General features: G+C 50.4%; 20 protein-coding genes and 1 pseudogene. 15 read left to right on the top strand and 6 right to left on the bottom strand.

The window, feature by feature from the left end; translation table 11 throughout:
* Positions 1–50 precede the first annotated feature (50 nt).
* The 3 genes from ABYP33_RS10870 to ABYP33_RS10860 all read left to right on the top strand — a co-directional run bounded on the left by ABYP33_RS10870 (position 51) and on the right by ABYP33_RS10860 (position 3,157).
* Positions 51–650, top strand: coding sequence for an energy transducer TonB (locus ABYP33_RS10870; protein WP_373090928.1), 600 nt, complete (start codon positions 51–53; stop codon positions 648–650).
* Positions 650–2,032, top strand: a complete 1,383-nt coding sequence (locus ABYP33_RS10865; protein ID WP_373090926.1) for a tetratricopeptide repeat protein — start codon at positions 650–652, stop codon at positions 2,030–2,032. Before ABYP33_RS10870 ends, ABYP33_RS10865 begins: the two co-directional genes overlap by 1 nt.
* A gap of 165 nt (positions 2,033–2,197) precedes the next feature.
* Positions 2,198–3,157, top strand: a complete 960-nt coding sequence (locus ABYP33_RS10860) for a hypothetical protein (RefSeq protein ID WP_373090925.1) — start codon at positions 2,198–2,200, stop codon at positions 3,155–3,157.
* A gap of 74 nt (positions 3,158–3,231) precedes the next feature.
* Here the strand turns inward: ABYP33_RS10860 and ABYP33_RS10855 are convergent, their stop codons facing one another.
* Positions 3,232–3,549 (bottom strand): IS30 family transposase, encoded by a 318-nt coding sequence (locus ABYP33_RS10855; protein WP_373090929.1) that lies wholly within the window; start codon positions 3,547–3,549, stop codon positions 3,232–3,234.
* Positions 3,550–4,554: 1,005 nt separating this feature from the next.
* Here ABYP33_RS10855 and ABYP33_RS10850 point away from each other — a divergent pair.
* The 4 genes and pseudogenes from ABYP33_RS10850 to ABYP33_RS10835 all read left to right on the top strand — a co-directional run bounded on the left by ABYP33_RS10850 (position 4,555) and on the right by ABYP33_RS10835 (position 10,197).
* On the top strand, positions 4,555–7,917 hold the full coding sequence (locus ABYP33_RS10850) for a DUF2126 domain-containing protein (protein WP_373090923.1): 3,363 nt from the start codon (positions 4,555–4,557) through the stop codon (positions 7,915–7,917).
* Positions 7,918–8,288: 371 nt separating this feature from the next.
* A pseudogene (locus tag ABYP33_RS10845) lies at positions 8,289–8,551 on the top strand (nitroreductase/quinone reductase family protein).
* Between the two features lie 254 nt (positions 8,552–8,805).
* Positions 8,806–9,210 (top strand): hypothetical protein, encoded by a 405-nt coding sequence (locus tag ABYP33_RS10840; protein ID WP_373090922.1) that lies wholly within the window; start codon positions 8,806–8,808, stop codon positions 9,208–9,210.
* Positions 9,211–9,300: 90 nt separating this feature from the next.
* Positions 9,301–10,197 carry a cellulase family glycosylhydrolase gene (locus ABYP33_RS10835; RefSeq protein ID WP_373090920.1) on the top strand — a complete coding sequence of 299 codons (897 nt, stop codon included), beginning with the start codon at positions 9,301–9,303 and terminating at the stop codon, positions 10,195–10,197.
* Between the two features lie 70 nt (positions 10,198–10,267).
* Here the strand turns inward: ABYP33_RS10835 and ABYP33_RS10830 are convergent, their stop codons facing one another.
* The 3 genes from ABYP33_RS10830 to rsmD all read right to left on the bottom strand — a co-directional run bounded on the left by ABYP33_RS10830 (position 10,268) and on the right by rsmD (position 11,965).
* Complete coding sequence (locus ABYP33_RS10830) at positions 10,268–10,771, bottom strand: DUF411 domain-containing protein (protein ID WP_373090918.1); 504 nt, start codon at positions 10,769–10,771, stop codon at positions 10,268–10,270.
* A gap of 127 nt (positions 10,772–10,898) precedes the next feature.
* Positions 10,899–11,279 (bottom strand): hypothetical protein, encoded by a 381-nt coding sequence (locus ABYP33_RS10825; RefSeq protein WP_373090917.1) that lies wholly within the window; start codon positions 11,277–11,279, stop codon positions 10,899–10,901.
* A 68-nt stretch (positions 11,280–11,347) separates the two neighbouring features.
* The gene (gene rsmD / locus ABYP33_RS10820) at positions 11,348–11,965 is read right to left on the bottom strand and encodes a 16S rRNA (guanine(966)-N(2))-methyltransferase RsmD (RefSeq protein ID WP_373090915.1); all 618 of its coding nucleotides are present in this window, start codon (positions 11,963–11,965) and stop codon (positions 11,348–11,350) included.
* Between the two features lie 86 nt (positions 11,966–12,051).
* On the opposite strand from rsmD, the gene ftsY reads away from it, so the two are divergent.
* The 7 genes from ftsY to trmB all read left to right on the top strand — a co-directional run bounded on the left by ftsY (position 12,052) and on the right by trmB (position 17,755).
* On the top strand, positions 12,052–13,170 hold the full coding sequence (gene ftsY, locus ABYP33_RS10815) for a signal recognition particle-docking protein FtsY (protein ID WP_008252274.1): 1,119 nt from the start codon (positions 12,052–12,054) through the stop codon (positions 13,168–13,170).
* On the top strand, positions 13,167–13,847 hold the full coding sequence (ftsE, locus tag ABYP33_RS10810; RefSeq protein WP_373090913.1) for a cell division ATP-binding protein FtsE: 681 nt from the start codon (positions 13,167–13,169) through the stop codon (positions 13,845–13,847). Before ftsY ends, ftsE begins: the two co-directional genes overlap by 4 nt.
* Complete coding sequence (ftsX, locus tag ABYP33_RS10805; RefSeq protein WP_373090911.1) at positions 13,834–14,856, top strand: permease-like cell division protein FtsX; 1,023 nt, start codon at positions 13,834–13,836, stop codon at positions 14,854–14,856. The genes ftsE and ftsX overlap by 14 nt, the downstream gene beginning before the upstream one ends.
* Before the next feature lie 37 nt (positions 14,857–14,893).
* The gene (locus ABYP33_RS10800; RefSeq protein ID WP_373090909.1) at positions 14,894–15,508 is read left to right on the top strand and encodes a hypothetical protein; all 615 of its coding nucleotides are present in this window, start codon (positions 14,894–14,896) and stop codon (positions 15,506–15,508) included.
* 136 nt (positions 15,509–15,644) lie between these two features.
* Positions 15,645–16,493, top strand: coding sequence for an RNA polymerase sigma factor RpoH (gene rpoH, locus ABYP33_RS10795; RefSeq protein WP_373090907.1), 849 nt, complete (start codon positions 15,645–15,647; stop codon positions 16,491–16,493).
* 192 nt (positions 16,494–16,685) lie between these two features.
* On the top strand, positions 16,686–17,060 hold the full coding sequence (locus ABYP33_RS10790) for a DUF423 domain-containing protein (protein ID WP_008252263.1): 375 nt from the start codon (positions 16,686–16,688) through the stop codon (positions 17,058–17,060).
* Positions 17,060–17,755, top strand: a complete 696-nt coding sequence (trmB, locus tag ABYP33_RS10785) for a tRNA (guanosine(46)-N7)-methyltransferase TrmB (protein ID WP_008252261.1) — start codon at positions 17,060–17,062, stop codon at positions 17,753–17,755. The genes ABYP33_RS10790 and trmB overlap by 1 nt, the downstream gene beginning before the upstream one ends.
* A gap of 44 nt (positions 17,756–17,799) precedes the next feature.
* Here the strand turns inward: trmB and ABYP33_RS10780 are convergent, their stop codons facing one another.
* Positions 17,800–18,684, bottom strand: coding sequence for a 1-acyl-sn-glycerol-3-phosphate acyltransferase (locus tag ABYP33_RS10780; protein WP_373090906.1), 885 nt, complete (start codon positions 18,682–18,684; stop codon positions 17,800–17,802).
* A gap of 418 nt (positions 18,685–19,102) precedes the next feature.
* On the opposite strand from ABYP33_RS10780, the gene ABYP33_RS10775 reads away from it, so the two are divergent.
* Positions 19,103–20,182 carry an NADH:flavin oxidoreductase gene (locus ABYP33_RS10775; protein WP_373090904.1) on the top strand — a complete coding sequence of 360 codons (1,080 nt, stop codon included), beginning with the start codon at positions 19,103–19,105 and terminating at the stop codon, positions 20,180–20,182.
* Between the two features lie 54 nt (positions 20,183–20,236).
* Here the strand turns inward: ABYP33_RS10775 and thpD are convergent, their stop codons facing one another.
* On the bottom strand, positions 20,237–21,163 hold the full coding sequence (thpD, locus tag ABYP33_RS10770) for an ectoine hydroxylase (RefSeq protein ID WP_373090903.1): 927 nt from the start codon (positions 21,161–21,163) through the stop codon (positions 20,237–20,239).
* Between the last annotated feature and the right edge of the window lie 1,158 nt (positions 21,164–22,321).

Below are 22,321 nucleotides of genomic sequence, written 5' to 3'. Positions count from 1 at the left end.
TCGGCTGGTGTATACGATGTTTCATTGGCCACTGAAGACAGCTGATCAATATGAATATTCGACTTTTATATGGTGCCGCATTGGCATTTGTGGTGACAGCGGCGCTGTTCATCATAATGCCATCGCTTATCGAGATGGCTGATAAAACGCTGGATGAAAAACCGCGTACAAAGCTGGCCGATATTCAAATGCCGGATACCAAGATTGAAACAATGAAGGACAGCAAGCCCGATAAGCCGAAGGAGCCAGATGAGCCACCGCCGGATATGGAGCAGCCTGAGATGGAAGACATCAATCCAAATATGGATATTGTCAATATGACGCCAACTCAGAGTGTCGATTTAACAAATACTACCGGGGGGCTTTCCGCCTCAGACGGTGAATATTTGCCAATCGTCAAAGTTGCACCAATATATCCGCGTCGTGCGCAGAGTCGGGGTGTTACGGGTTATTGTACGGTTGAATACACGGTAACAAAAGCGGGTACTACCCGTGATATCGTGGCAGTCGATTGCGAGCCGTCTGGTTATTTTGAGCGCGCTTCTATAAAAGCCGCAGAGAAGTTTAAGTACAAACCGCGTGTGTCCGACGGCGAGCCTATTGAGGTGCCGGGCATTCAAAACCGGTTCACTTATGAGTTGGAAAAATAATGTCTGATTATCACTCGAGCACTAAAGCGATGCGTCCGGTGTTGGTCAAGCTGGGCTGTTCTCTGGTCTTAGGTGTTGCTACTGTTCTTGCACTGCCGGTGGTAAGTACCGCCGTGCAGCCGCTGGTTGGTGAGCTAAGCGTGGGTATTGCCCACGCTGCCGACAAATCAGAGAAGCCCAAGCGTAGCACACGTAGAACACCAGCAATCCGCGCTAAAATTTTTGAAAAATTAAATGAAGCGCAGATCGCTGCGGACGAAAAAAAATACAGTCAGGCGATTAACCTACTGAATGAACTCCGCGATAAAGAAGGACGGAATTCACTCAATAGCTATGAGCTTGCCAACCTCTATAATATGTACGCGTTTATTTATTTTACGCAAGAAAAGTACAATTTGGCCTTGGATGCATACCGCAACGTGGTTAAGCAGCCGGATATTCCGGAAGCAATGGAGTTAAATACTAAATACACTATTGCTCAGCTTTACTTCGTGAAAGAGGATTACAGAAACGGCGTAAACACTCTTTTGGAATGGTTTAAGGCAAAGCGAGAGATGCAAGAAGATCCGGGCGCTGGTGCTTATGCATTACTGTCGCAGGGTTACTACCAGCTAAAGGACTTAGACAAGGCGTTGAAGTACATTGAGGTCGCTATCAATGACTACACCAGCCGAGGCAAGATTCCTAAAGAGCAATGGTGGGGCTTGCAACGTTATTTGTACTATGAAAAGAACGACATTAAACGTGTAACTGCGATTCTTGAAGAAACGCTGAAGCACTACCAGAAGAAAGCCTATTGGCTTCAACTTTCATCGATGTATAACGAGCTGAAAATGGAGAGTAAGTCGACTGCAGCAATGGAGACGGCTTACACTGAAGGTGTTCTGGATAATGACAAAGAGCTACTTAATATGGCGTACCTCTTCCTGTCTCAGGAAGTGCCCTATAAAGCAGCGAAGGTTCTGGATAAAGGGATTAAGAAAGGCGATATCCCTGCTACTTCTAAGAACCTCGAATTGCTGGGTAACGCTTGGCGTCAGGCTCAGGAGTTAAAGCGCGCGATTCCAGAAATGGAAAAGGCGGCTGCCAAGTCTGATAAGGGTGAACTTTGGTCGCGTTTAGGGAATATTTACCTCGATAATGATGAGTTTGATAAAGCTGAAAAGGCAATTGAAAACGCATTCAAAAAGGGTGATCTCAAACGTCCAGATACGGCCTATTTAGTGCTGGGTATGGCTCGTTTTAACCTGCAGGAATACGAGGGTGCTAAAAAGGCCTTTAAAGAAGCAGCAAAAAGCGAGAAATCCAAGGACTATGCTAAGCAGTGGATGCAGTTCATGGAAAAGGAACTGGAGCGTCAAGAAGCTTTGAAAGACGGCTAATCTAAACTTGATGTTTTGTGGAAAGGCACCTACGGGTGCCTTTTTTGTTTGTGCATTTTGCACTGTTTAGTGGACGTTAACAGCTGCGCTTTCTATAGTCTTTAGACGTCAATGAAGTTGGTAGCAGTCATGGGTTTGAGCTTTAGCCGTCGGTGCAGATATATAATGATGCTGCGCTGTGCTGTCGGCCTGCTTTATGTTCCTTATGCCGTAGCCCGCTCACTAGACGCGGATACTCCCCAGCCTAGTTTCATCACTCGATCGTTATTAAGCGCGGAAGAGACTCGTGATGAATGGTCAGAGTCCTGGGTCGATTTTGCCGAAGGCGTCGACCGCTACTTCAGTAAAGAGGATGCCCCCCCAGATTACAAAAATGAAAGCTACGTGAAACTCCAATTTAAGCAGACTTGGGAGGAACATGGCGAAATTCAGACCGACGTCCGGGTGAAAGCAAAGTTTGATTTACCCAATACTCAGCGCAAGATGAAGCTGTTTTTTAGCAGCGACGAGGCCAGTGAAAACTCGCTAGAAGAGCGGGTGCGGAGCAATTCTACCGGCGAGCGTTTTAACCGTAAAGAATCTGTGTCAGGGATCGAAATTAACCCTAATAGTGAGTGGCACAAATGGAAGCGATCTGCTCGTGTCGGTGTCAAATTGCGCGCGCCACTGGTTGGCTTTGGCCGCTATCGTTTACGCCGACCCTTTGACAAATGGGGCGAATGGACGCCTGAGTTTTTGCAGGAAGTTTGGTATTTCAGTGACCGAGGCTGGGGTGAGACTTCGGAGTTTGAGCTGACGAGACCTTTAGGTGAACGCATGGGCTTGCGCTACTGGACGGTGCTTGAGTATGAAGATCAATATGATTTTTTCCAAAACGTGCATGTTTACTCCTTAACACAGGGGCTCTCGGACCGGACTGCCATGGAGTACCGGGCGGGTTTGGTTTTTTCCAATGAGTTTCAAGCTCAATTAACAGCCTATTTCGTTGGCACCAGTTACACCTACAAGCTTTATGAAGAGTGGGTTTTTGTCACGGCGAGCCCAGAAGTCTTTTTTCCTAATGCAGATGGATGGAATGCCGAGGCGAGCTTTACTATTAAGCTGGACGTCTATTTTTCCCATTAGCCCAAGTTTGTGTAAGGAGCGCGGATTCAAACCCGAGTGGCATTAAAGTTTAAGCTGCTAACGCAGTCCTGCGTTCATCCATTAGTTAATTGAACTGGATTTTTGAGCCTTAGGTTTTTTCGTGGACGAGAATTTAGTCTACTTACCGCGCGCTTTACTGCCGCTTGGTCCACTACCTTAAAATCTATGCTGTTTGGAAAATCCTGCCGCAAGAGTCCGTTAGTGCTCCCATTTAAATCCCGTTCCCAATACCTATATGGGTGAGCATCATCAAATTCGGTTGAGCGCACTTTGCTAATTTGTTCATGGTGCGCAAACTCCTTCCCGTAGTCGGTCGTTATACGAAGCACGGAATCGTTATACGGCGTAAGTAGCTTAGTTGTCGCCTTAATGACCGCTTCTTATTGTGACGCTGTGCGGACACGGTGAAATTCGTTACGCGGTCGACAATAGTCACTGGCGCGCCACTCTGGCCTTTGTCAATTACCGTGTCTATCTCCCAATCACCAATCCGCGATATACCATCAACAATGCCTGGCCGATCCTCTATGCATACGCGATTCTTTATCTGACTTCGTGTTGATTTACCGTTACGATGCTTGTCATACTTCTTGTTATGTTGACGTAGAGGCGTATAAAGGTCGCCGCCTGCTTGTTCGCCCAAGCATAAAGGTAAATACTTTCATGGCTAATCAAGCGATCTTGACCAGCCAGTCGCCACCCAGATATCTGCTCTGGGCTCCACTCCATAAGCAATTTCTATAAAATTGACGCTATCATTTCTGACGTCATTCCTGTCGGCGTAATCGCCGCGTCACACCTCAGAACAGCTTTCCTGTGTGCCTGTTTATGGTGATATCCCTGTCTCCGGTATTTCTAGATCGCACGCGGCTTACCGTGGACTGGCTCACCTCAATAATGTCGGTTATCTCACTTTGTGTGCATTTTCTTTTCTTTAGGGCTGCTATCTGGCATCGTTGGTCGTAGGTCACTTGCTGGTAAGTTCCCATCATCACTTCATCTCTTGCCGGAGAAAAAGGGGGCGCTTACCTTCAGTTGACCGCTTCTTCAAACCTGATTAGATGATGTACGTCGAGTTTGACGCCGCGCAGTAACATCTACCTTAGCGCTGCCGGAATAGTCAGTGCGGCTCTCTGGTTGTGCTAAGTGGAACTGAATGTCATGTATTAAAAGTGGCGCGGAATATGCTTGTTGAAGTTTGTCGGCGCATAAAGGCATAGGCCGTGTCACACTAATACAGTAGTAATTGCATAGGGTAGGCGTATATTTTGTCGGGTCTGCCGTTGCTCTGAGATAAGGGCGATATGGTTGACGATTGCTTGGCCACTTAATGATCAATCAGCTTTGATTGAAATGCGGTTTCCGCAGGAGATGTAATGACAATTCGCGTGGCAATTCACCACAAAACCTATTACAAGTTTGATCGTTTAGTTAACTTGTCACCTCACATTATTCGTCTTCGGCCAGCGCCGCATAGCCGCACCCCAATCTATAGCTATAGCATGAAGGTCGTTCCAGAGGCGCATTTTTTAAATTGGCAACAAGATGCGTTCGGGAATTACCTTGGCCGCTTGGTGTTTCCTGAGAAAACCGATAAGTTTTCTATTGAGGTAGAAGTTATTGCCGACATGACGGTGATCAATCCCTTCGACTTTTTTCTTGAAGAATACGCTGAAAATTTTCCCTTTTACTATAAAAAACAGCTTAAAAAGGAGCTTGCTCCCTATTTGGAAAAGGAAAAACAAGGGAAAATTTTTAATAAGCTCGTGCGGTCGATCCCTAAAACGCCACGAAGAATGAACGACTTTTTGGTTGAAGTGAATCAGATACTCGAAAAGAGAATAGAATATTGCATACGCTTTGAGCCAGGTGTGCAAACACCAGAAGAAACGCTGAGCCTTGCCAAGGGATCATGTCGAGATTCAGCATGGTTGTTAGTACAAATTTTCCGTCATCTAGGTTTAGCTGCACGTTTTGCGTCTGGTTATTTAGTGCAACTGAGCTCTGACGAGAAATCCTTGGATGGCCCCAGTGGGCCAGAAAAGGATTTTACCGATTTGCATGCCTGGTGCGAGGTGTATATTCCCGGCGCAGGGTGGATAGGGCTAGATCCTACGTCAGGTCTGTTTGCCAGCGAAGGCCATATACCCCTGGCATGCACGCCGGACCCGGTCTCAGCGGCCCCTATTGAAGGTTACACCGATGAGTGCGAAGTTGAGTTCGACTACTCCAATGAAGTTGAGCGTGCCCATGAAGATCCTCGGGTCACCAAGCCCTATAGCGATGCCCAGTGGGCCGATATTCTTTTACTGGGAGATGCGGTTGATCGGGATCTGGCGGCGAAAGATGTCCGCCTAACAATGGGCGGCGAGCCGACGTTTGTGTCGGTAGACGATATGGAATCCGCGCAGTGGAATATTGACGCCCTTGGTGCCGATAAGCTGCGTTTGGCAAAGACCTTATTATTGAAATTGCGCAATCATTTTGCGCCCATGGGCTTGTTGCATTACGGCCAAGGCAAGTGGTATCCCGGTGAAGAAGTACCGCGCTGGGCGCTGGGTCTATTTTGGCGTAAAGATGGTGAGGCGCTTTGGACTAGGCCTGAATTATTAGCGCGGGTTGATCAGGATTATGGTCACACGGTTAAAAACGCGGAAAAATTTGCCGTTACATTGGCTGGATTATTGAGCTTGCCTAAGGACTATGTGCAGCCCGCGTATGAAGATGCTCTGCACTATCTTTTACAAGAACAAAAGATCCCTAAAAACATAGATATTCTCGCTGCCAAAATCAGTGACGATTTAGGTCGCCGCCGTTTAGCTAGGCTGTTAGAGCAGGGTTTTAAAGACCCTAGTGGCTATATAGTGCCTTTGGCTTGCAATCCCGCCAGTGGTGAATGGACGAGTAGTATTTGGAATGTAAAGCGTGAGCGCCTTATCCTGACACCGGGTGATTCGCCAATGGGTTTACGCCTGCCGTTAGGGGATCTGCCTGAATCAACAGCACCAGATATACCCGCTGATCGCGACCCCTTCGATCCTCGTGGTAATTTACAGACACGAGAGGATATTCATTTTCCGTTGGAATCGAACCCGCCAACTCCGCAGAAATTACACGCTGCGAGTCAGGCAATTGCTGATACAGGCAAGGACAGTGTGCCACTGGTTCGCACTGCGATGTGTATTGAAGCGCGGGGCGGTAAAGTCCATATTTTTATGCCACCATTACACAGTTTAGAACACTATATTGAACTGGTCGCGGCTATTGAAAAAACTGCCGATGAGCTTGCTGTACCTGTCATCATTGAGGGCTATGAGCCTCCTCGTGATCCACGCATCCAAAAGCTACTGGTTACGCCAGACCCCGGTGTCATTGAAGTGAACGTACACCCGACGTCGAATTGGCAGGAGCTGGTTGCAAACACGACTGAGCTTTACGCGGCAGCCCGAGAGTGTCGCTTGGGCGCTGAAAAGTTCATGCTCGATGGTCGCCATACCGGTACCGGCGGCGGCAACCATATCACCCTTGGCGGCGCCACTCCGGCCGATAGCCCGATCCTGCGTCGCCCGGATTTACTGCGTAGTTTGGTCACCTTTTGGCAGCATCATCCGAGCTTGTCGTATATATTTTCTGGCGCGTTTGTAGGCCCAACCAGTCAGGCTCCCCGCGTCGATGAAGGGCGGGACGAAATGCTCTATGAGATGGAGATTGCCTTTCAGCAAATGCCAGAAGGGTTGGCAGACCAGCCTTGGTTAGTTGACCGGCTAATGCGGAACTTGCTGATCGATATTACTGGTAATACCCATCGCGCTGAGTTCTGTATCGATAAACTGTATGCCCCTAACAGCGCCACCGGCCGCCTGGGGTTGTTGGAGTTTCGCGGATTTGAAATGCCGCCGCACAGCCGCATGGCGCTGGTTCAGGCACTATTGATTCGCACCTTGGTCGCTCGATTTTGGGCTGAACCTTATAAAAAGCCGCTGGTGCGCTGGGGTACGGCTTTGCACGACAAGTATATGATGCCGCATTATTTGTGGCAGGACATGAACGAAGTGATCGCCGACTTGCAAGAGCATGGCTACCCGTTCAAGGCAGAGTGGCTATTACCCTTTGAAGAGTTTCGCTTTCCGCATTACGGCCGCGTAAAGCTTGACGAGATTGAAATTGAACTGCGTTGGGCGGTTGAGCCATGGAATGTGCTGGGTGAGGAGGTGGGCAGTTTCGGTACCGCACGCTATGTAGATTCATCGGTGGAGCGTTTGCAGGTTAAGGTCACTGGGCTCACCGATGGCCGCTATATCCTTGCCTGTAATGGACGGCGCGTGCCGTTACGCAATACCGCCAAGCACGGTGAATATGTTGCCGGCGTGCGCTACCGAGCGTGGGCGCCGCCATCTGCCTTACACCCTACCATCGGGGTTCACACGCCGCTTATTTTCGATTTAATTGATACTTGGACTGGGCGCTCCATGGGTGGCTGTAGCTACCATGTATCTCACCCGGGCGGGCGTAGCTACGAGACTTTCCCTGTGAATGCAATGGAGGCGGAAGCTCGGCGTGGTAATCGCTTTGGTACGCTAGAGCATACCCCAGGCCCTTATACGCCACGGCCCGATTTGGACGCAGTGCGGGAGTTCTTTACTGAGCCGCCGCGCCCCTTGGCGCCGCCGCCGGAGGAAGCGCCCGGGGAGTACCCTCATACATTGGATTTACGTCGTAAGCCAAACTGGATCGGTTAACAGCAGTTGGGTTTGTCCAAAACATTAAGGCCATGTCGCGAGTGAGAAAATGCACTGGCGACATGGCCTTTTTTGTAACTGGCAGCCGCGTTCATAGGTGGTAGATTGGTATGGGTTGTGGCCGCACTCAAGATTGAGAATATTAAAATGACGAACAAATTTGATTACGTCAAAACCTGTCGCGACGAAGTCGACGCTATCCCTGTTAAATGGCGGGCTACTGTCTAGCGTGTGATGAAATATTTCATCCGCCTTATGTTTGGGTATACAAAAAAAGCAATGACCGCTTAACGCAGAGCTTTCCCGGCGGCTTTCCAATTTGTCTTGTTGGTATGACAGGTAGGTGATCCGGCGAGCGTCGGGGAATAGCCTTGATCCACCTGCCTTGGAATGACAAAAAACTGTTGGTTGCTTCGCGAGGCGGGATGGAGAAACACCCGCTGTGGTATTTTAATATCACAGCCGACCCCAAATCGATATTATGGTTGGTGGCACCACCCAGCGTTATCTTGCGCGTCAGGCCAGCGCAGAAGAAAAGCGTGAGCTGTGGCCTCAGCTGCTGAGTTTGTACCCAGATTTTGACCGGTACCAAACTCGGCCTGAACGCGATATTTCCGTGTTCTGGTCCCCGTAAAGGTACCTGGAATGTAGGGTAGTGTCAGCATATTAAATAACTCCCTCCTTCGTCGGGGTTGTTGCGGCCAAATGGATTGAAAGCATAAATAATAAAGCGCGACTGGTCTTCGTACTCAATACAGTCCTTACACGTGCGGCAGTATAACCGAGCTGTAAGAGCCGTGGTCGGTCTACGCCGGTATCCGAGAGTGATAATGGCAATGCCTGTGCGGCGCCAGCGCAAGACCCAGATACGGTGCCGCGTGTAGCGCGATGGTCGATCACCACCATCGCGTGGTAATCAGTCACGGCGTCAACCTAGTATGGACGTTGGTGCTGTATTTTCCGCCCAATAATCTTGAGGGGTTTACAGCTGCTGATTGGCTTGTGGAACATGGCTTTAATAGCGTGCTTATTGGTAGCGTATGGACTGGCGTCTCGCCCAGTGCGCCGGGACAAATCGATCAACGCTATCTCATTGCGTGGGATCGTGTTGTGCAGTTATTCGCGGAGCCGGGCCTCTGGATACTCTTCGATTTTCATCAGGATATGCTCGGTGGGCTATATCAGGGCGAAGATGCCCCAGAGTTGGGCGCATACAGCGGTGTAACGACCACGGTGATGGGCTTGCCCGCACTGGATTTCCCCTTTGCCACAGATTTCAGAAGTTTTCGCTAATTTATGGGCCGAGCAAGGCGAGGTTTGGCAGGGATGTAGCGCCGTTTGGCAGGCGGTGGCTAGCAAGTGGGGCGAGCAAAAAAATATTCTATGAGCTACGACTTGCTGAACGAAGCCTGGGTCGGCTTAAAGTGGGCGACCTGTATTGTGCCTGAGCAGGGTTGCCCGATATCCGACCGCGAAATTCAGCTAATTTTTGAGCAGGCGATCTCTGTTATTCGCGGTGTCGACAGCAAAAATATGGTGTGGATTGAACCGCAGTTGGTGGGGGGTGGCACTGGCACACCGGCCGGTTATACACCAATTGCGGGGGAGTTTGAGCTCGGTTATTCCGTTCACAATTACTGCCCGCTAACCGCACATTTGCAGGCAGCGCATCTTAGTCTACCGATTCTAGCTGTGCTGCCCGATACCGGCGAAAACTTTGGGGTCAAGGTCTTTGGGCAAGCGCGAATCACAAGTGCAAGAGTTGGCGCGGTGGAACTGGTTACCGAGTTTGGTGCGATCGACGATCTAGTGCTCTTAAATAGGGTGGCGAATTTGGCCGACAGCCATTTAACCGGATGGCAATATTGGGCTTATAAGAATTGGAGTGATCCTACTACCCAATCACCGGACGGCGCCCAAGGCCTGTTTGCTGACGACCGCGATTTGACAACAGCCAAGCTCGATAATCTAAAGGAGTTGGAGCGCAGTTACTCCAAAGTCACGGCGGGTATTCCCTTGAAATTGTCTTTTGATACGATACGCGATGATATTCATTATTGTTACCAAATTTGCCCTGCCAATGCCGACACCGAAATTTACCTGCCTAAACGCCACTACCCCGCTGCTTATAAAGTAACGGTCTGTGGCGCGATAAGAAGTTCAGCGGCAGATGCCAAGATTGCTTCAGCCGCCAGCGCCCTTTCCCGGAGCTGGCTGCTGTGCAGCCAGGGATCGTTGGCCTGCGCAAGACTTATGGCCCGATCTAGGCTAAGGCTATAAAAGTTGACGGACAGAAAGAGGCATAGCCCGGCCAGCAGTGCGCTGTGGCGGGCCCAGCTTGGGCCACCTATTACTGCTGCGCTTTGCTACTGATGGTGGCGTACACCTCAGTGTTGCCGTTGTCTAATAGCAGCAAAATGTCGTAGGGCTGAAAGCCGCGCCCCATGTCCATACCGGGGCTGCCCATGGGCATGTTTGCGACAATCAAGCCACGGGCGCCGCTGGGCTTTTCGGCTAAAAACTGGGTGATATAGCGAGCTGGGATATGGCCTTCAAACACAAAGCCGTCACTCGAGACCGAAGTGTGGCAGGCTTGCAAGCCGACGGGAATGCCAAGCTCCGCTTTTAGGCCATTGAGGTTTACATGGTTTTGAACCGCGGTGGTGAAACCGTGCTGCTGGGCATGCTCGATCCAGGCGCCGCAGCAGCCGCAGTTGGGATTTTTGTGTACTGATAATGCCGTGCTAGGTGAAAGCTGGGGTGTTGCAGCTGCAGTTTCAGCCTGGCTATAGGTGCTTATTGCGGCACCGATTACAAAAAGAAACAGATAGGCTTTAAGTTTAGAAATAGTCATGATCGCTCCGCGATAAACATCGCTTTTAAATCAACAAACCAAGGCGGGCATATAGACGCGTTGATGCGGCCGTGCGCTTGGTCGATTAACAGAAATTAGCGCGCCAAATAGGCGCAATGGTCCTGTGTTAGCTGTATATGGGCGGGCGGTACAGGCTGGGGCGTGGGGCGGGTTTGGGGTGCCGAAGGCTAAATTGGGCGAGGGTCAGTGATGTTGAATGAATGCCAATCACACTGCTGTTAGTCAGTAGTGCAGCGGTGGCGCAACTACTTTTCGGGCAGTCGCTTTGCTGGGTGTCGCAGCAGTTGTGACTGGTGTCGCTCAGTGTCGGTGTGATCGTGGGATGGGCCATGTCCATGTTGCTGTGATCGGCAGGCATCATTAGCGCAGACGGTGAAGTCATATCCATCTGTTCTGGGCAGGGTGCGTAGGCATAGGCAAAGGACTGAGCTAGTAAGCTCAGTAACAGCAAAATAATGTGTATATGCTTGGTTAGCCTATGTGTCATCTAGGTAGGTAGCTACAGCCAAATGCGTAGGGGTAGTTCAGCTATTCTCGACTTGCTTTGCCAGCGCGTCAAGCGAGTGGCAGCTCTTCCATAACCGATATCAGTCGATAAACCACCTGCCCTGCCTTTTTCTCTTTGTCGATTTGCCAATTGGCGGGTAAGGCGGGTAGCGCCTCGTCGCTGGCGGTTTCTATATATATCTGGGTGTGGGGCTTAAGGGCGTGGTTAGCTAGGGTGCCGATAACCGGCGCGAGCAAGTCCAAGTGAAATGGTGGGTCCAGAAAAATAATATTGTAGCTCTGCGCGCTTTTATTCAGAAATGCTAAGGCTTCTTTGCTGTGGACCGTGGCGTGGGGACAGCGCAAATTCTCAAGCTGCTGGCGTATTTGCTGGCAGCTGTTGCGATCTGTATCGACAAAGTCGCAGTGTGCGGCATAGCGCGATAGCGCCTCGAGCCCCAATGCCCCAGAACCGGCAAATAAATCGAGGCAACGGGCGCCGTGAATAGTCGGGTTAAGCCAGTTAAACAGGGTTTCGCGTATGCGGTCACTGGTCGGCCGCAGACCCGCGGCGCCCTCAAAATCGAGCTTGCGGCTGCGCCACTGGCCACCGATGATTCTCAAGCTGCCTTGTTGGCGGGTGCTTGTGCTCGTTTGGGGGCCTGAATTGCGGGGGGCTTTGGGCATGGTGTTTCCGGTGCCAGTTACTCAGAGAAATGGTAGGATACGGCTTTTATTTATACTGTAAACCTTAACGGAATATAAATACCCGCATGACAGAGAATTCAAAGCTGCCCGAGATCGAAGCCGAAGTTGTCAAGAAGGGCTTATTCGCCCGCTTTAAGGAGTCTTTTGTTGGCTCAGAAGAAGATCAGGCGGCGCTGGCGGCGGCGGAAGGCTTTATCGACGATAAAGAAATCGCGCCTTGGCAACACCTGGAATTAACGCCAGAAGAGCAGGCCTCACTGCTGGTGCGTTTCCGCGAAGGCCTGAGTAAAACCGGCGCCCAGCTAGGCGAGGGCATGGCCAATCTTTTTCTCGGTCGCAAAGAGATCGACGACGAGCTCCTCGAAGAGATTGAAACCCATCTGCTGATGGCCGATGTTGGCGTGGATGCCACCCAAGAGATTATTGGCAATCTCACCCGGCGGGTCTCTCGTAAAGAATTGGATAACCCTGAAACGCTTTACGTTGCCTTGCAAGAAGAATTGAGTACTTTGCTAGCGGCTGCCGAAGAAGAATTGGTGATTCCCGACGGCCCCGGCCCCTACGTCATTCTTATGGTCGGGGTTAACGGCGTGGGCAAAACCACCACGATTGGCAAGCTTGCCAAGCAGTTTCAGGCCGGTGGCCGCTCCGTCATGCTTGCGGCGGGCGATACTTTCCGCGCGGCAGCGGTAGAGCAGCTGCAGGTGTGGGGTGAGCGCAATGAGGTGCCGGTCATTGCCCAGCACACTGGCGCTGATAGCGCCTCGGTGTTATTCGATGCGCTGCAAGCCGCCAAGTCGCGTAAAGTCGATATTTTGATTGCGGACACCGCAGGCCGTTTGCACAATAAAGACAATTTGATGGAAGAGCTGAAGAAGGTGGTGCGCGTGCTGAAGAAGCTCGACCCCGAGGCGCCCCATGAAGTCATGCTCGTACTAGATGCGGGGACTGGTCAAAATGCCTTAGCGCAAGCGAAGCATTTTCAGGAGGCGGTCGGCGTGACCGGCCTGACCTTGACCAAGCTCGACGGCACTGCCAAGGGCGGCATTGTCTTTGCGATCAGCAAGCAGCTGGGCATTCCTATTCGCTTCATTGGGGTCGGCGAAGGTATTTTAGATCTGCGTCCCTTCCGCGCCTCAGAGTTTGTTGGCGCCTTATTTGGCTGGACACAAAAACAGCAATGATTCAATTTGATCAAGTCAGCAAACGCTACGAAGGCGGTCATGAGGCACTCACCGATGTGAGTTTTCATATTCCCCGTGGCGAAATGCGGTTTTTAACCGGCCATAGTGGCGCCGGAAAAAGCACTTTGCTGAAGCTGATTATGGTGATGGAGCGCGCCAGCACCGGCCAAGTTATTGTTGGCGGGCGCAATCTGTCGAAGTTGGCGGTGCGTCATATTCCCGAAGTGCGCAGGGAAGTGGGTGTGGTATTTCAGAACCATCAATTATTATTTGATCGCAGCGTATATGACAATGTTGCGTTACCACTGATTATTGCTGGCTACGGCCATCGTGACGTGGGCCGACGCGTGCGGGCCGCGCTGGACAAGGTGGGCTTGCTGGATAAAGAGCGTAAAAACCCCGTGACCTTATCCGGTGGCGAGCAGCAGCGAGTGGGTATTGCTCGGGCTGTAGTGAATAAGCCGGCTTTATTGCTGGCCGATGAGCCCACCGGTAACCTTGATCCCCAGCTCTCCGCTGAAATTATGCATTTGTTTGAGCAGTTCAAGCAGGTTGGTGTCACCGTATTAATTGCAAGCCACGACTTGGCGTTGATCGCTCGAATGCCTTATCGCTTACTCTCGCTGCGCAATGGTCGCCTCGTTACCGCAGGAGGGGCCGATAATGGCCCAGAATAAGCTTAATAAACGGCGCTTGGGGCAATTGCAGTCGCCCGCCGCCCGCAAAGACGTTAAGGGCGCGCGCCGCCATAAAACGGACTTGCGTGACCGTCTTGCCAGCTACCGCAGCCATCATCGCCAAGTTGCGCTGGACAGTTTGCAGCGCCTATTACGTCGTCCGGCGGCAAGCTTATTAACCAGCTTGGTAATCGCCATTGCACTTGCGCTGCCGACGAGCCTGTATATTGGTTTGAATAATATCGAGGCGGTAAGTAGTGATTGGGAGGGAGCGGCCCGCATCTCTTTGTTTTTAAAACCCCATGTGACCGCGAGTCAGGCCGAGAATTTGCGACGCAGCATTGCCGCTCGCGACGGGGTGCAGGGCACTGAATATATCTCGCCGGAGGCCGCGTTGGTGGAGTTTCGCGCCAGTTCAGGCTTTGGCGATGTACTTGACCAATTAGACAGCAACCCTCTGCCGGGCTTGATTGTCGTGACTCCTCGTGAGGCCAATATTTCGGCGGCTGCGGTAACCGAGCTTCAGGAGGCTTTGGCAAAGTTGCCCGAAGTTGAACTCGCCAAGCTCGATATGGCATGGCTGCAGCGCTTAAATCAAATTACCGAGTTGGGGCGCCGGCTAACGCTCGCGCTGGCGGGGATGCTCGCGGTAGGTGTATTGCTGATTATTGGTAATACCATTAAATTAGCCATAGAAAGTCGGCGCAGTGAGATTTTGGTCGTAAAGCTCGTCGGCGGTACCAATGCCTTCGTGCGTCGGCCCTTTTTGTATACCGGTTTTTGGTATGGCTTGAGTGGTGGGTTGGCGGCTTGGGTCTTGGTGCAAAGTGGCCTGTTATGGTTGCGAGCGCCTATTGCTGAATTGTCGGTGTCGTATCAAAGTGATTTTCAGCTTTTGGGTTTAGGCGTGCTCGACAGTCTATTGTTGTGGCTGTTTGCGGGTGGTCTAGGATTGCTGGGTGCCTGGCTGGTGGTTGGGCGAGAGCTGCGGGCGATTGAACCGCAATAAGTGTTTATTTTAGTAAATCATGCAATGGAGTGTGTTGATGAAAACGTATTTTGCTTGTTCTCTAATGATTCTACTGTTAACCGCATGCGCGGTGCCGGGTAGTAAATCTGGCGATGAGGTGGCGGTACAGCCACCCGCTGAGGGCAACGTAACAGCGAATGTCGAGCCCGAGAGCTGTCCGGGCGACAACGCACTCCCTGCTGACGTGGCGGCGCAGTTTGAAGCCGTAGACGACCCAGCGCTGCTCGCCTCTGTGCTGGGGGCGCCCATGGCGGGAATGCTGTGTCAGGGTAAGGTTTATCAGCTTAAGGCGGGTGCTGAACTCACTATTTACCGGGCATGGAATAGCAGCAACCCAAATAGTCGCCTAGGCAAGTGGTGGGCGTTTAGTAGCCCTGCCGGGAAAACGGCCCAATACCGCAGCGATTATGAAATTTGCTATCAATGGTCGCCGCTCGATAAGTTAGTTCACTGTAAGTTGAGTGGGGGGGTTAAGGTGGTTGTTGGCACTGGCCAGAGTGCCAAATGTTCAGACTATTTGAGTTACCCCGCGTCTGCCGCCAAGCAAATTTATATCGACAATGCCGCCGAAGCGGTTATGAACTGTCAAGAATATGACGGCGTTTTTCAGTGGCAGGCAGTGAAAAACTAAATGGCTTAGTATTGGTGCTAATTAGCGCGCAATCCTGCGTATCATCAGCTTTTGAGCGCAGGGACTTGAACTTTGATTAGTTTGGGACTCTAATAAGCATCAGTGTTTTTTTATCCAAGTATTTAGGAGGAGTGCAATGAGCACCCATCTACAGCCGATACAACAGCTTGTACCGGGTGGCGATCTCTCTGCATATATTCAGTCGGTTGGTCGTATTCCGGTGCTCAGCGCCGAACGCGAACGTGAATTAGCCGAAGATCTCTTCTACCATGAAAGTGTTGAAGCTGCTCGCCAGTTGGTTATGTCCCATCTGCGCTTTGTGGTTCATATAGCTAAAAGTTATAACGGTTACGGTTTGCCCCAGGCCGACCTGATTCAAGAAGGAAATGTTGGCCTCATGAAGGCCGTTAAGCGCTTTGATCCCGAAAAAGGTGTGCGCTTAGTGTCGTTTGCCGTTCATTGGATCAAGGCTGAAATTCATGAATACGTGCTGCGCAATTGGCGTATTGTGAAAATCGCCACTACCAAAGCTCAGCGCAAACTGTTCTTTAATCTGCGCCGTGCTAAAAAAGAGCTATCTTGGTTGAATAACGACGAAGTTAACGCCGTTGCCGCTGATCTGGGCGTGGATGTGGCAGAAGTACGCCGCATGGAAGGCCGCCTAAGCTCGGTGGACGTTGGCTTTGATGCCGATATCGACGACGAACGCGGCCCAGTTGCGCCAGTACACTATTTAGAAGACCACAGTGCTGATCCTGCTTTGTTATTAGAGTCAGATAACCAAGAAGAGAGTAATCACCAGCACCTGAGTGTGGCCTTGGCCGACCTCGATGAGCGCAGCCGCGATATCTTGCAAAGCCGCTGGCTGACAGACAATAAGGCTACCCTGCACGACTTGGCTGATCGCTATAGTGTGTCTGCCGAGCGTATTCGCCAGCTCGAGCAAGCGGCAATGAAAAAGTTGCGCGCGGTAATGGAGGCGTAAACGCCGTCACCACACCACCAATATTGCTCTAAGCCCCGCACAGCGGGGCTTTTTCGTATCTCATAACGAATTTCGAATAATTCCTGTTCTCCGTCTTTCTTTGCAAGAGGTTTCCGTCATCATTAGCTTGCGGTGCTTTTGAATCGTGGCGGACATCCGTACAATAACGGCTTTAAATACAGGTGGGGCGCAATGGCTTCGTTAACGGTTTTTATGGCGGCAATGCTTGGCTTCCTTGCGGTAGCATTAGGTGCCTTCGGTGCCCACGGGCTTAAGGCCAGCTTGTCGACCGAAATGATGGCGGTTTACCAAACGGCCGTGCAATATCATTTTTACCACTGCTTGGCATTACTGGTGGTGGGCCTGTTGATGCACAGTGGTGTGCAGCACCTCTCGTTGCGCATCGCGGCGGTTTTGTTCTTTCTCGGGGTGTTGGTATTCAGCGGTAGCCTCTACGCGCTGGCGATCACCGAAATTAAAATTCTTGGCGCCATAACCCCTATTGGTGGCCTGATGTTCTTAATAGCGTGGGCCTGCTTGGCCTATTCAGCGTGGAAAACAATGTAATGACTGAGCAAGCGGCTCCGATGCGTCGTCGGATAAAAAGCTTTGTACTGCGCACAGGGCGGATGACCGACGGTCAAAAGCGCGCCTACGATATCAATTTTAAAACGCTGGGTTTAAAGCGCGCCAACGGCCCCGTGGACTTTGCCGACGTATTTGGCCGCCAAGCACCGACGGTGCTTGAGATTGGCTTTGGTATGGGCGACTCCCTCGCCGAAATGGCCATTCAAGCGCCCGAATTGAATTTTGTCGGTATTGAAGTGCATACCCCCGGTGTTGGTCGCCTGATGTACCTGAGTGATCAAGCGGGGCTGGCGAATTTGCGGGCCTATTGCGACGACGCAGTTGAGGTGCTCGCCCACTGTATTCCGGACAATAGCCTCAGCCGTATTCAAGTCTATTTTCCTGACCCCTGGCATAAAGCGCGTCACCAAAAGCGACGCTTAATCCAAGCTGAGTTTGTACAGGTGTTGCGCAGTAAATTAGAAGTGGGCGGTGTGCTTCACCTCGCTACTGACTGGGAAAATTATGCCGAGCACATGATGGCGGTGATGAGTACTGCGCAAGGCTACCAAAACAACGCCGGTCCCCAGCAGTATTCACCTAAACCCGATTTTCGCCCTAGCACCAAGTTTGAAAAGCGCGGTGAACAATTGGGTCACGGAGTATGGGACTTGTTGTTTTCTAAGGTCAGCTAGTTTCCTGGAGCGGGCGCGAACTGCTTGGCGGCGCTGCTTACCTCCTAATCACATTCTGCAGCCAACATTTCTGCGACGGCTTGTTGCATTAAATCCCACTGGCTAAATAGCATTATTCTGCGGCCATGCTCGGTGGCGGGGATGTCAGCTGCCTTAATTCGCCAAAACCGCAGGTGTACGGTGGTGTTCATCCAGCTGCCATTAAACAGATTGGCGAAATTTGCCGAACCCTCAAACCCACTGTGAGCCAAAAACAATAGATCTTTGTCTGGCGCGCCTGTCATTAAAGCCAGGGCGCCAGCAGGCCTTATCGGGAGTAAGTTTGGCCAGGACTCCGCGCGCTGCAGTGCCTCGTCATCGCCTTTGTCAGCAAGCAATTTTAAAACACGCTGCCGCTTTGCATCTGAAAAACGGGTACCTTCCATATAGATAACCAGGCTGTCTTGGTCGGTGGCGCCAGCAGCGAGGGTTTCTAGTTCAGCGAGTTCTGGCCCCATATCGTCGGCCACGCGATTTAGAAAGACATTGGCTAGACGGTTACCGACAATATCTAAACAGGGGTCTAGCAATAGCGCCCGCTTCAGCACGTAGCTCACCCTAAGTTGCTTTGCTTTAGCATAAAACGAGACAGGTAATATGGTGTCCCCAATACTGGTGTGGCGAGGCAGTACGATAGCCCCAGGTCCTGCGAGAGCGTCTTCGCCCTCAATAACAAAATGAAGTCGGAATAATTTTTCCGCACCGCGGCGCAATGTGTCGGCCCACCAAAATTGCAGTGCGCTATTAGCCGATAAATAGCTTTGCTGGGATGTGGCTAATACGATGTGGTGTAACCATAACCAGCCGCTAGCGAAGATTCCCGCTATTTCACAAAGTAAGAATAGGCAAATAAAGCTCAGGCAACGCAAGCTCGAATGGGCTGCATTCAAGACCAATCCTAATGCCCAAAATAGCGGCAGCCAGAGCGGTGCTAATGTTAAGAGTATCACCGCAAATAAAAAGATAAGGGAAATTGACAGCAATCGTCGGGCAAGTGTGTGATGGGTAAGCCATATCATTAAAGAATTACTCTATTCTTTTGAATATTATCGCCGCGGCCAAAGTAGGCTTGCTGTGGCGCAGAGCCACAAACTCCAACTCTCGACGTTTATAGCGCCTTCATTGGTCGTATGAGCTACGCTATTTTCAGTATAGTGTGCGATAGCGCCGGCGGTAAGTTTTTGGATGCGAGAATATCGCCCGCAGACACGGTAAGTCGGTATGATATGGTTTTTGGTGGTCGCGTTTACGGACGTCTGACAAGTATTTGAATAATGTGATTTTGCTTAAGTAATAGGAAGGAATTGAATGACAAAGGCGTTCGAAGCACTGAGTTTCCCCTGCGGTAAAGCAATGCCAAATAGGATGGTGTTGGCGCCGCTCACTAATACGCAAAGCGAGGCGGACGGTCGCCTAAGCAAGGATGAAATTCATTGGTTGGCTATGCGTGCCAAGGGTGGCTTCGGCTTAACAATGACTGCCGCTGCCCATGTTAATGTCCTGGGGCAGGGTTTTCCCGGCCAGCTGGGCATTTTTAGTGACGAACATTTGCCTGGCTTGACGATATTGGTAGAAAAAATCAAGGCGCAGGGCAGTCTTGCCGTGGTACAGCTTCATCACGCAGGGTTTCGCGCGCCCAGAGAGTTGATCGGTGATATGCCAGTGGCACCGTCACCATCGGAGAAATTTGGCGCCAGAGGCTTGAGCCACGGTGAGGTCCAAAGCTTGATAGAGGACTTTATTCGCGGTGCCGAGCGCGCCAAGAAAGCTGGATTTGACGGCATAGAAATCCACGGTGCCCATAATTACATTATTTGCCAGTTTTTAAGTGCTGAGTTTAATCGCCGCACCGATGAATACGGCGGTTCTCTGAAGAACCGCAGCAAGGTCTTATTCGACATCATTAGCGGAATCCGCAAGCGTTGTGGTCAGGGCTTTTTACTCGGCGTACGGCTGTCACCTGAGCGTCATGGCATTCCTTTGAGTGAGGCTGTTGAAACCGCAAAGGCGTTGTTTGCCGCGCAAGAAATCGACTTTCTTGACATCTCTGCTTGGAATGTATTCAAAGAGCCCGCAGAAGCTGCCTTCCAGGGCCGTAGCTTACTGTCGTATTTTTGCGAGCTCGATCGCGGCGATATTCGTGTGGGGGCGGCAGGCAAGGTATACAGCCCTGAGGATATTGACTACTGCTTTGACCAGGGCTTAGATTTTGCGCTGCTCGGGCGGGCGGCCATGTTGCACCATAATTATCCGACTTTACTCCGCGATAATGCGAGCTTTATGCCCAAGCGTACGCCGGTGAGCCGCGAACACTTATTGGCCGAAGGCTTGAGCGAACAATTCCTCGAATACATTGCCAGTATGTGGCCCGATTTCATTTCGGCGTAATTGAGTTGCGGCAGTATTTAATCTGACGCGATGTTAACTGCGGGTGCCAGCTTTTTACGTTTTTGGCAAGCCGTAACGTGGTAGTTCACGCATATCTAATGGCGCTATATGGCTGCGTGTGGCAAGGAATTCCGGCCGAGGTGGCTGCCCGCAATAGGGCGCACTTAGCGGGTTGTCGATACTATTGTAAACAAAGAACAGGTTTGACCGAGGCCATGGCGACATATTGCTGTTGGAAGCGTGCAGGGTATTGCATTCAAATAGTAGTAAGGAGCCTGGTGGGCCTTTAGGTGCTTGAATATTTCCGTTGTCTGCCAATCTTCTTAGGTCAATTTTATCTGGGACTCCGACACTTTGGGATTGCAGTGATTCACGCCAATTGTCTTTGGGTGTTAAATCAGTACAAGGAACAAAGTACTGATGAGAGCCGGGAATCAGCATTAGCGGGCCATTAAATTCATTGTTGTCAGTTAGCATTAATGAGGCTGATACGGCGCGCATTCTTGGCATGCCGTCTTCGCTGTGCCAAGTTTCAAAATCTGAGTGCCAGTCAAAACCGCGTCCTTGAAAGCCAAATTTGTCGTTAATTCGGGATTGATGAATATATACGTCTCCACCGAGGAGCTGGCGCACCATTCCTAAAATTCGTGGGTCTTGGGTGAGCTTGCTGAATCTGTCGGACAAAGTGTGCATTGAAAAAACGGAGCGTAACTCGCCTGAATCGGGATTAATAATCACTTGGTCCGAATCCATTAACTCCCGGTCTTCGGCTATTGCTCGCAACTCGTCAAAAAAAGGTGTCATACGCTCTTGGGAGAAAAATCCATCGAACCACAGGTAGCCGTCGCGCTCGTATCGAGACAGTGATTCTTCGCTTAGCGGTCCATCCCAGCGCTGCTTGTAACGTGAGTGCACTACTGGATCTAACCGGGGAAACATACTGAGTCGCTCCCCGCGGCGTGTTGGAAATTGCTCGTGCATAGGTTTCTCCTATTCTTGCGTTTCGAATATAATGCTTAGTGTTTTCTTGCTCTGTGTTGGATTTGGCGTTAATACCCTGACAGTGTTGAACGTGAGCGGTTCAATGATCAAAAATAGCCATCATGATTTTTAAAGCGGATAAGGTATTCTTAGCATTAAATTAAAATTGTCGTCTCTATTTGGTTGAATGATCTGTGGTGGATATGCCAGCGGTGTTTTGCCACCGTCTTCATTACACAATATTGCTACTGCATCAAACAACACCGATGGCCTACCATCGATTCTCTCGTCTACTCTGATTTTATTGCCATCGCTATCGTTGACTGCTCCGCCGGTAGGCGCGACCACTGCAGCGCATGCGCCAGTATTCTCAAAACGACGATATAGACATGCTATTAAATTCTGCAGAAGCACCTATTATTAGTAGGAGGCCAAGTTTCTGGACGTGAAAATCTCGTGGGCCGTTCCTACGGATGCTGAGTATTGCGGAGGGCGGAAGATCAATTTGCGCATTAACAGGTGTGCTTTTTTCTGGTGGTATCCTCATTCCTAGGCCGTTAAAAATCTACTCGGCAAGCTCTTTGCTGATATTAAGGAGGTTCGCCACCACGCCGTAACTGATGCTGAGTTGATTGGCTATTTATTGTCATTTACAGCTCCTGTTGATGCTTCAAGGTCTTGTGAAATTGAGAATTTTGATAAGCATGTTCCGTGAATCATTGGCTAGGTAATGCTCATATTAAATTCAGGAAAATTGAAATTTGAAATATTCGGTCTTCAGTTCGGCTTGAAAAGCTTGTGACTATAATAATTTTGATAAATTCAATGTTTATTAGTGGTCATGATTTTTTGTCTTTGGAGCGGGTTATTTTTCTCTCTATTTTATTCAAAAATAAATATCGCTGAACTATTGAAATATGCATTGGTCATTCTTAGTAACAAAAGAAAATTTGGAGAGTGACATGCAGGCGAATACAAACGTTGATGCACATAAAAAGTATTTTCAATGGTTGCGGGATGCTGATGTAATCCCCCCGAAAATCCGGAACAGTTATTAGTAGAAAATTCCACTAAACTGAAGGAAGGGAGTTTTCTATGCGAACATCAAGATACAGCGACAGCCAGATACTGGCGATTTTGAAACAGAATGAGAACGGT

The sequence above is a fragment of the Zhongshania sp. genome, assembly GCF_041584495.1.
In the GTDB taxonomy this organism is placed as follows: Bacteria; Pseudomonadota; Gammaproteobacteria; order Pseudomonadales; family Spongiibacteraceae; genus Spongiibacter.
The sequence above is the reverse complement of the archived record's forward strand: the minus strand, read 5'-3'. Positions and strand labels throughout refer to the sequence as shown.

What these genes read in the sequence shown, in the direction of transcription:
- ABYP33_RS10870 (WP_373090928.1), top strand. Translation starts at nt 51, where the DNA reads ATGAATATTCGACTTTTATATGGTGCCGCATTGGCATTTGTGGTGACA.
- ABYP33_RS10865 (WP_373090926.1), top strand. Translation starts at nt 650, where the DNA reads ATGTCTGATTATCACTCGAGCACTAAAGCGATGCGTCCGGTGTTGGTC.
- ABYP33_RS10860 (WP_373090925.1), top strand. Translation starts at nt 2,198, where the DNA reads ATGATGCTGCGCTGTGCTGTCGGCCTGCTTTATGTTCCTTATGCCGTA.
- ABYP33_RS10850 (WP_373090923.1), top strand. Translation starts at nt 4,555, where the DNA reads ATGACAATTCGCGTGGCAATTCACCACAAAACCTATTACAAGTTTGAT.
- ABYP33_RS10840 (WP_373090922.1), top strand. Translation starts at nt 8,806, where the DNA reads ATGGTCGATCACCACCATCGCGTGGTAATCAGTCACGGCGTCAACCTA.
- ABYP33_RS10835 (WP_373090920.1), top strand. Translation starts at nt 9,301, where the DNA reads ATGAGCTACGACTTGCTGAACGAAGCCTGGGTCGGCTTAAAGTGGGCG.
- ABYP33_RS10830 (WP_373090918.1), bottom strand. Translation starts at nt 10,771, where the DNA reads ATGACTATTTCTAAACTTAAAGCCTATCTGTTTCTTTTTGTAATCGGT.
- ABYP33_RS10825 (WP_373090917.1), bottom strand. Translation starts at nt 11,279, where the DNA reads ATGACACATAGGCTAACCAAGCATATACACATTATTTTGCTGTTACTG.
- rsmD (WP_373090915.1), bottom strand. Translation starts at nt 11,965, where the DNA reads ATGCCCAAAGCCCCCCGCAATTCAGGCCCCCAAACGAGCACAAGCACC.
- ftsY (WP_008252274.1), top strand. Translation starts at nt 12,052, where the DNA reads ATGACAGAGAATTCAAAGCTGCCCGAGATCGAAGCCGAAGTTGTCAAG.
- ftsE (WP_373090913.1), top strand. Translation starts at nt 13,167, where the DNA reads ATGATTCAATTTGATCAAGTCAGCAAACGCTACGAAGGCGGTCATGAG.
- ftsX (WP_373090911.1), top strand. Translation starts at nt 13,834, where the DNA reads ATGGCCCAGAATAAGCTTAATAAACGGCGCTTGGGGCAATTGCAGTCG.
- ABYP33_RS10800 (WP_373090909.1), top strand. Translation starts at nt 14,894, where the DNA reads ATGAAAACGTATTTTGCTTGTTCTCTAATGATTCTACTGTTAACCGCA.
- rpoH (WP_373090907.1), top strand. Translation starts at nt 15,645, where the DNA reads ATGAGCACCCATCTACAGCCGATACAACAGCTTGTACCGGGTGGCGAT.
- ABYP33_RS10790 (WP_008252263.1), top strand. Translation starts at nt 16,686, where the DNA reads ATGGCTTCGTTAACGGTTTTTATGGCGGCAATGCTTGGCTTCCTTGCG.
- trmB (WP_008252261.1), top strand. Translation starts at nt 17,060, where the DNA reads ATGACTGAGCAAGCGGCTCCGATGCGTCGTCGGATAAAAAGCTTTGTA.
- ABYP33_RS10775 (WP_373090904.1), top strand. Translation starts at nt 19,103, where the DNA reads ATGACAAAGGCGTTCGAAGCACTGAGTTTCCCCTGCGGTAAAGCAATG.
- thpD (WP_373090903.1), bottom strand. Translation starts at nt 21,163, where the DNA reads ATGCACGAGCAATTTCCAACACGCCGCGGGGAGCGACTCAGTATGTTT.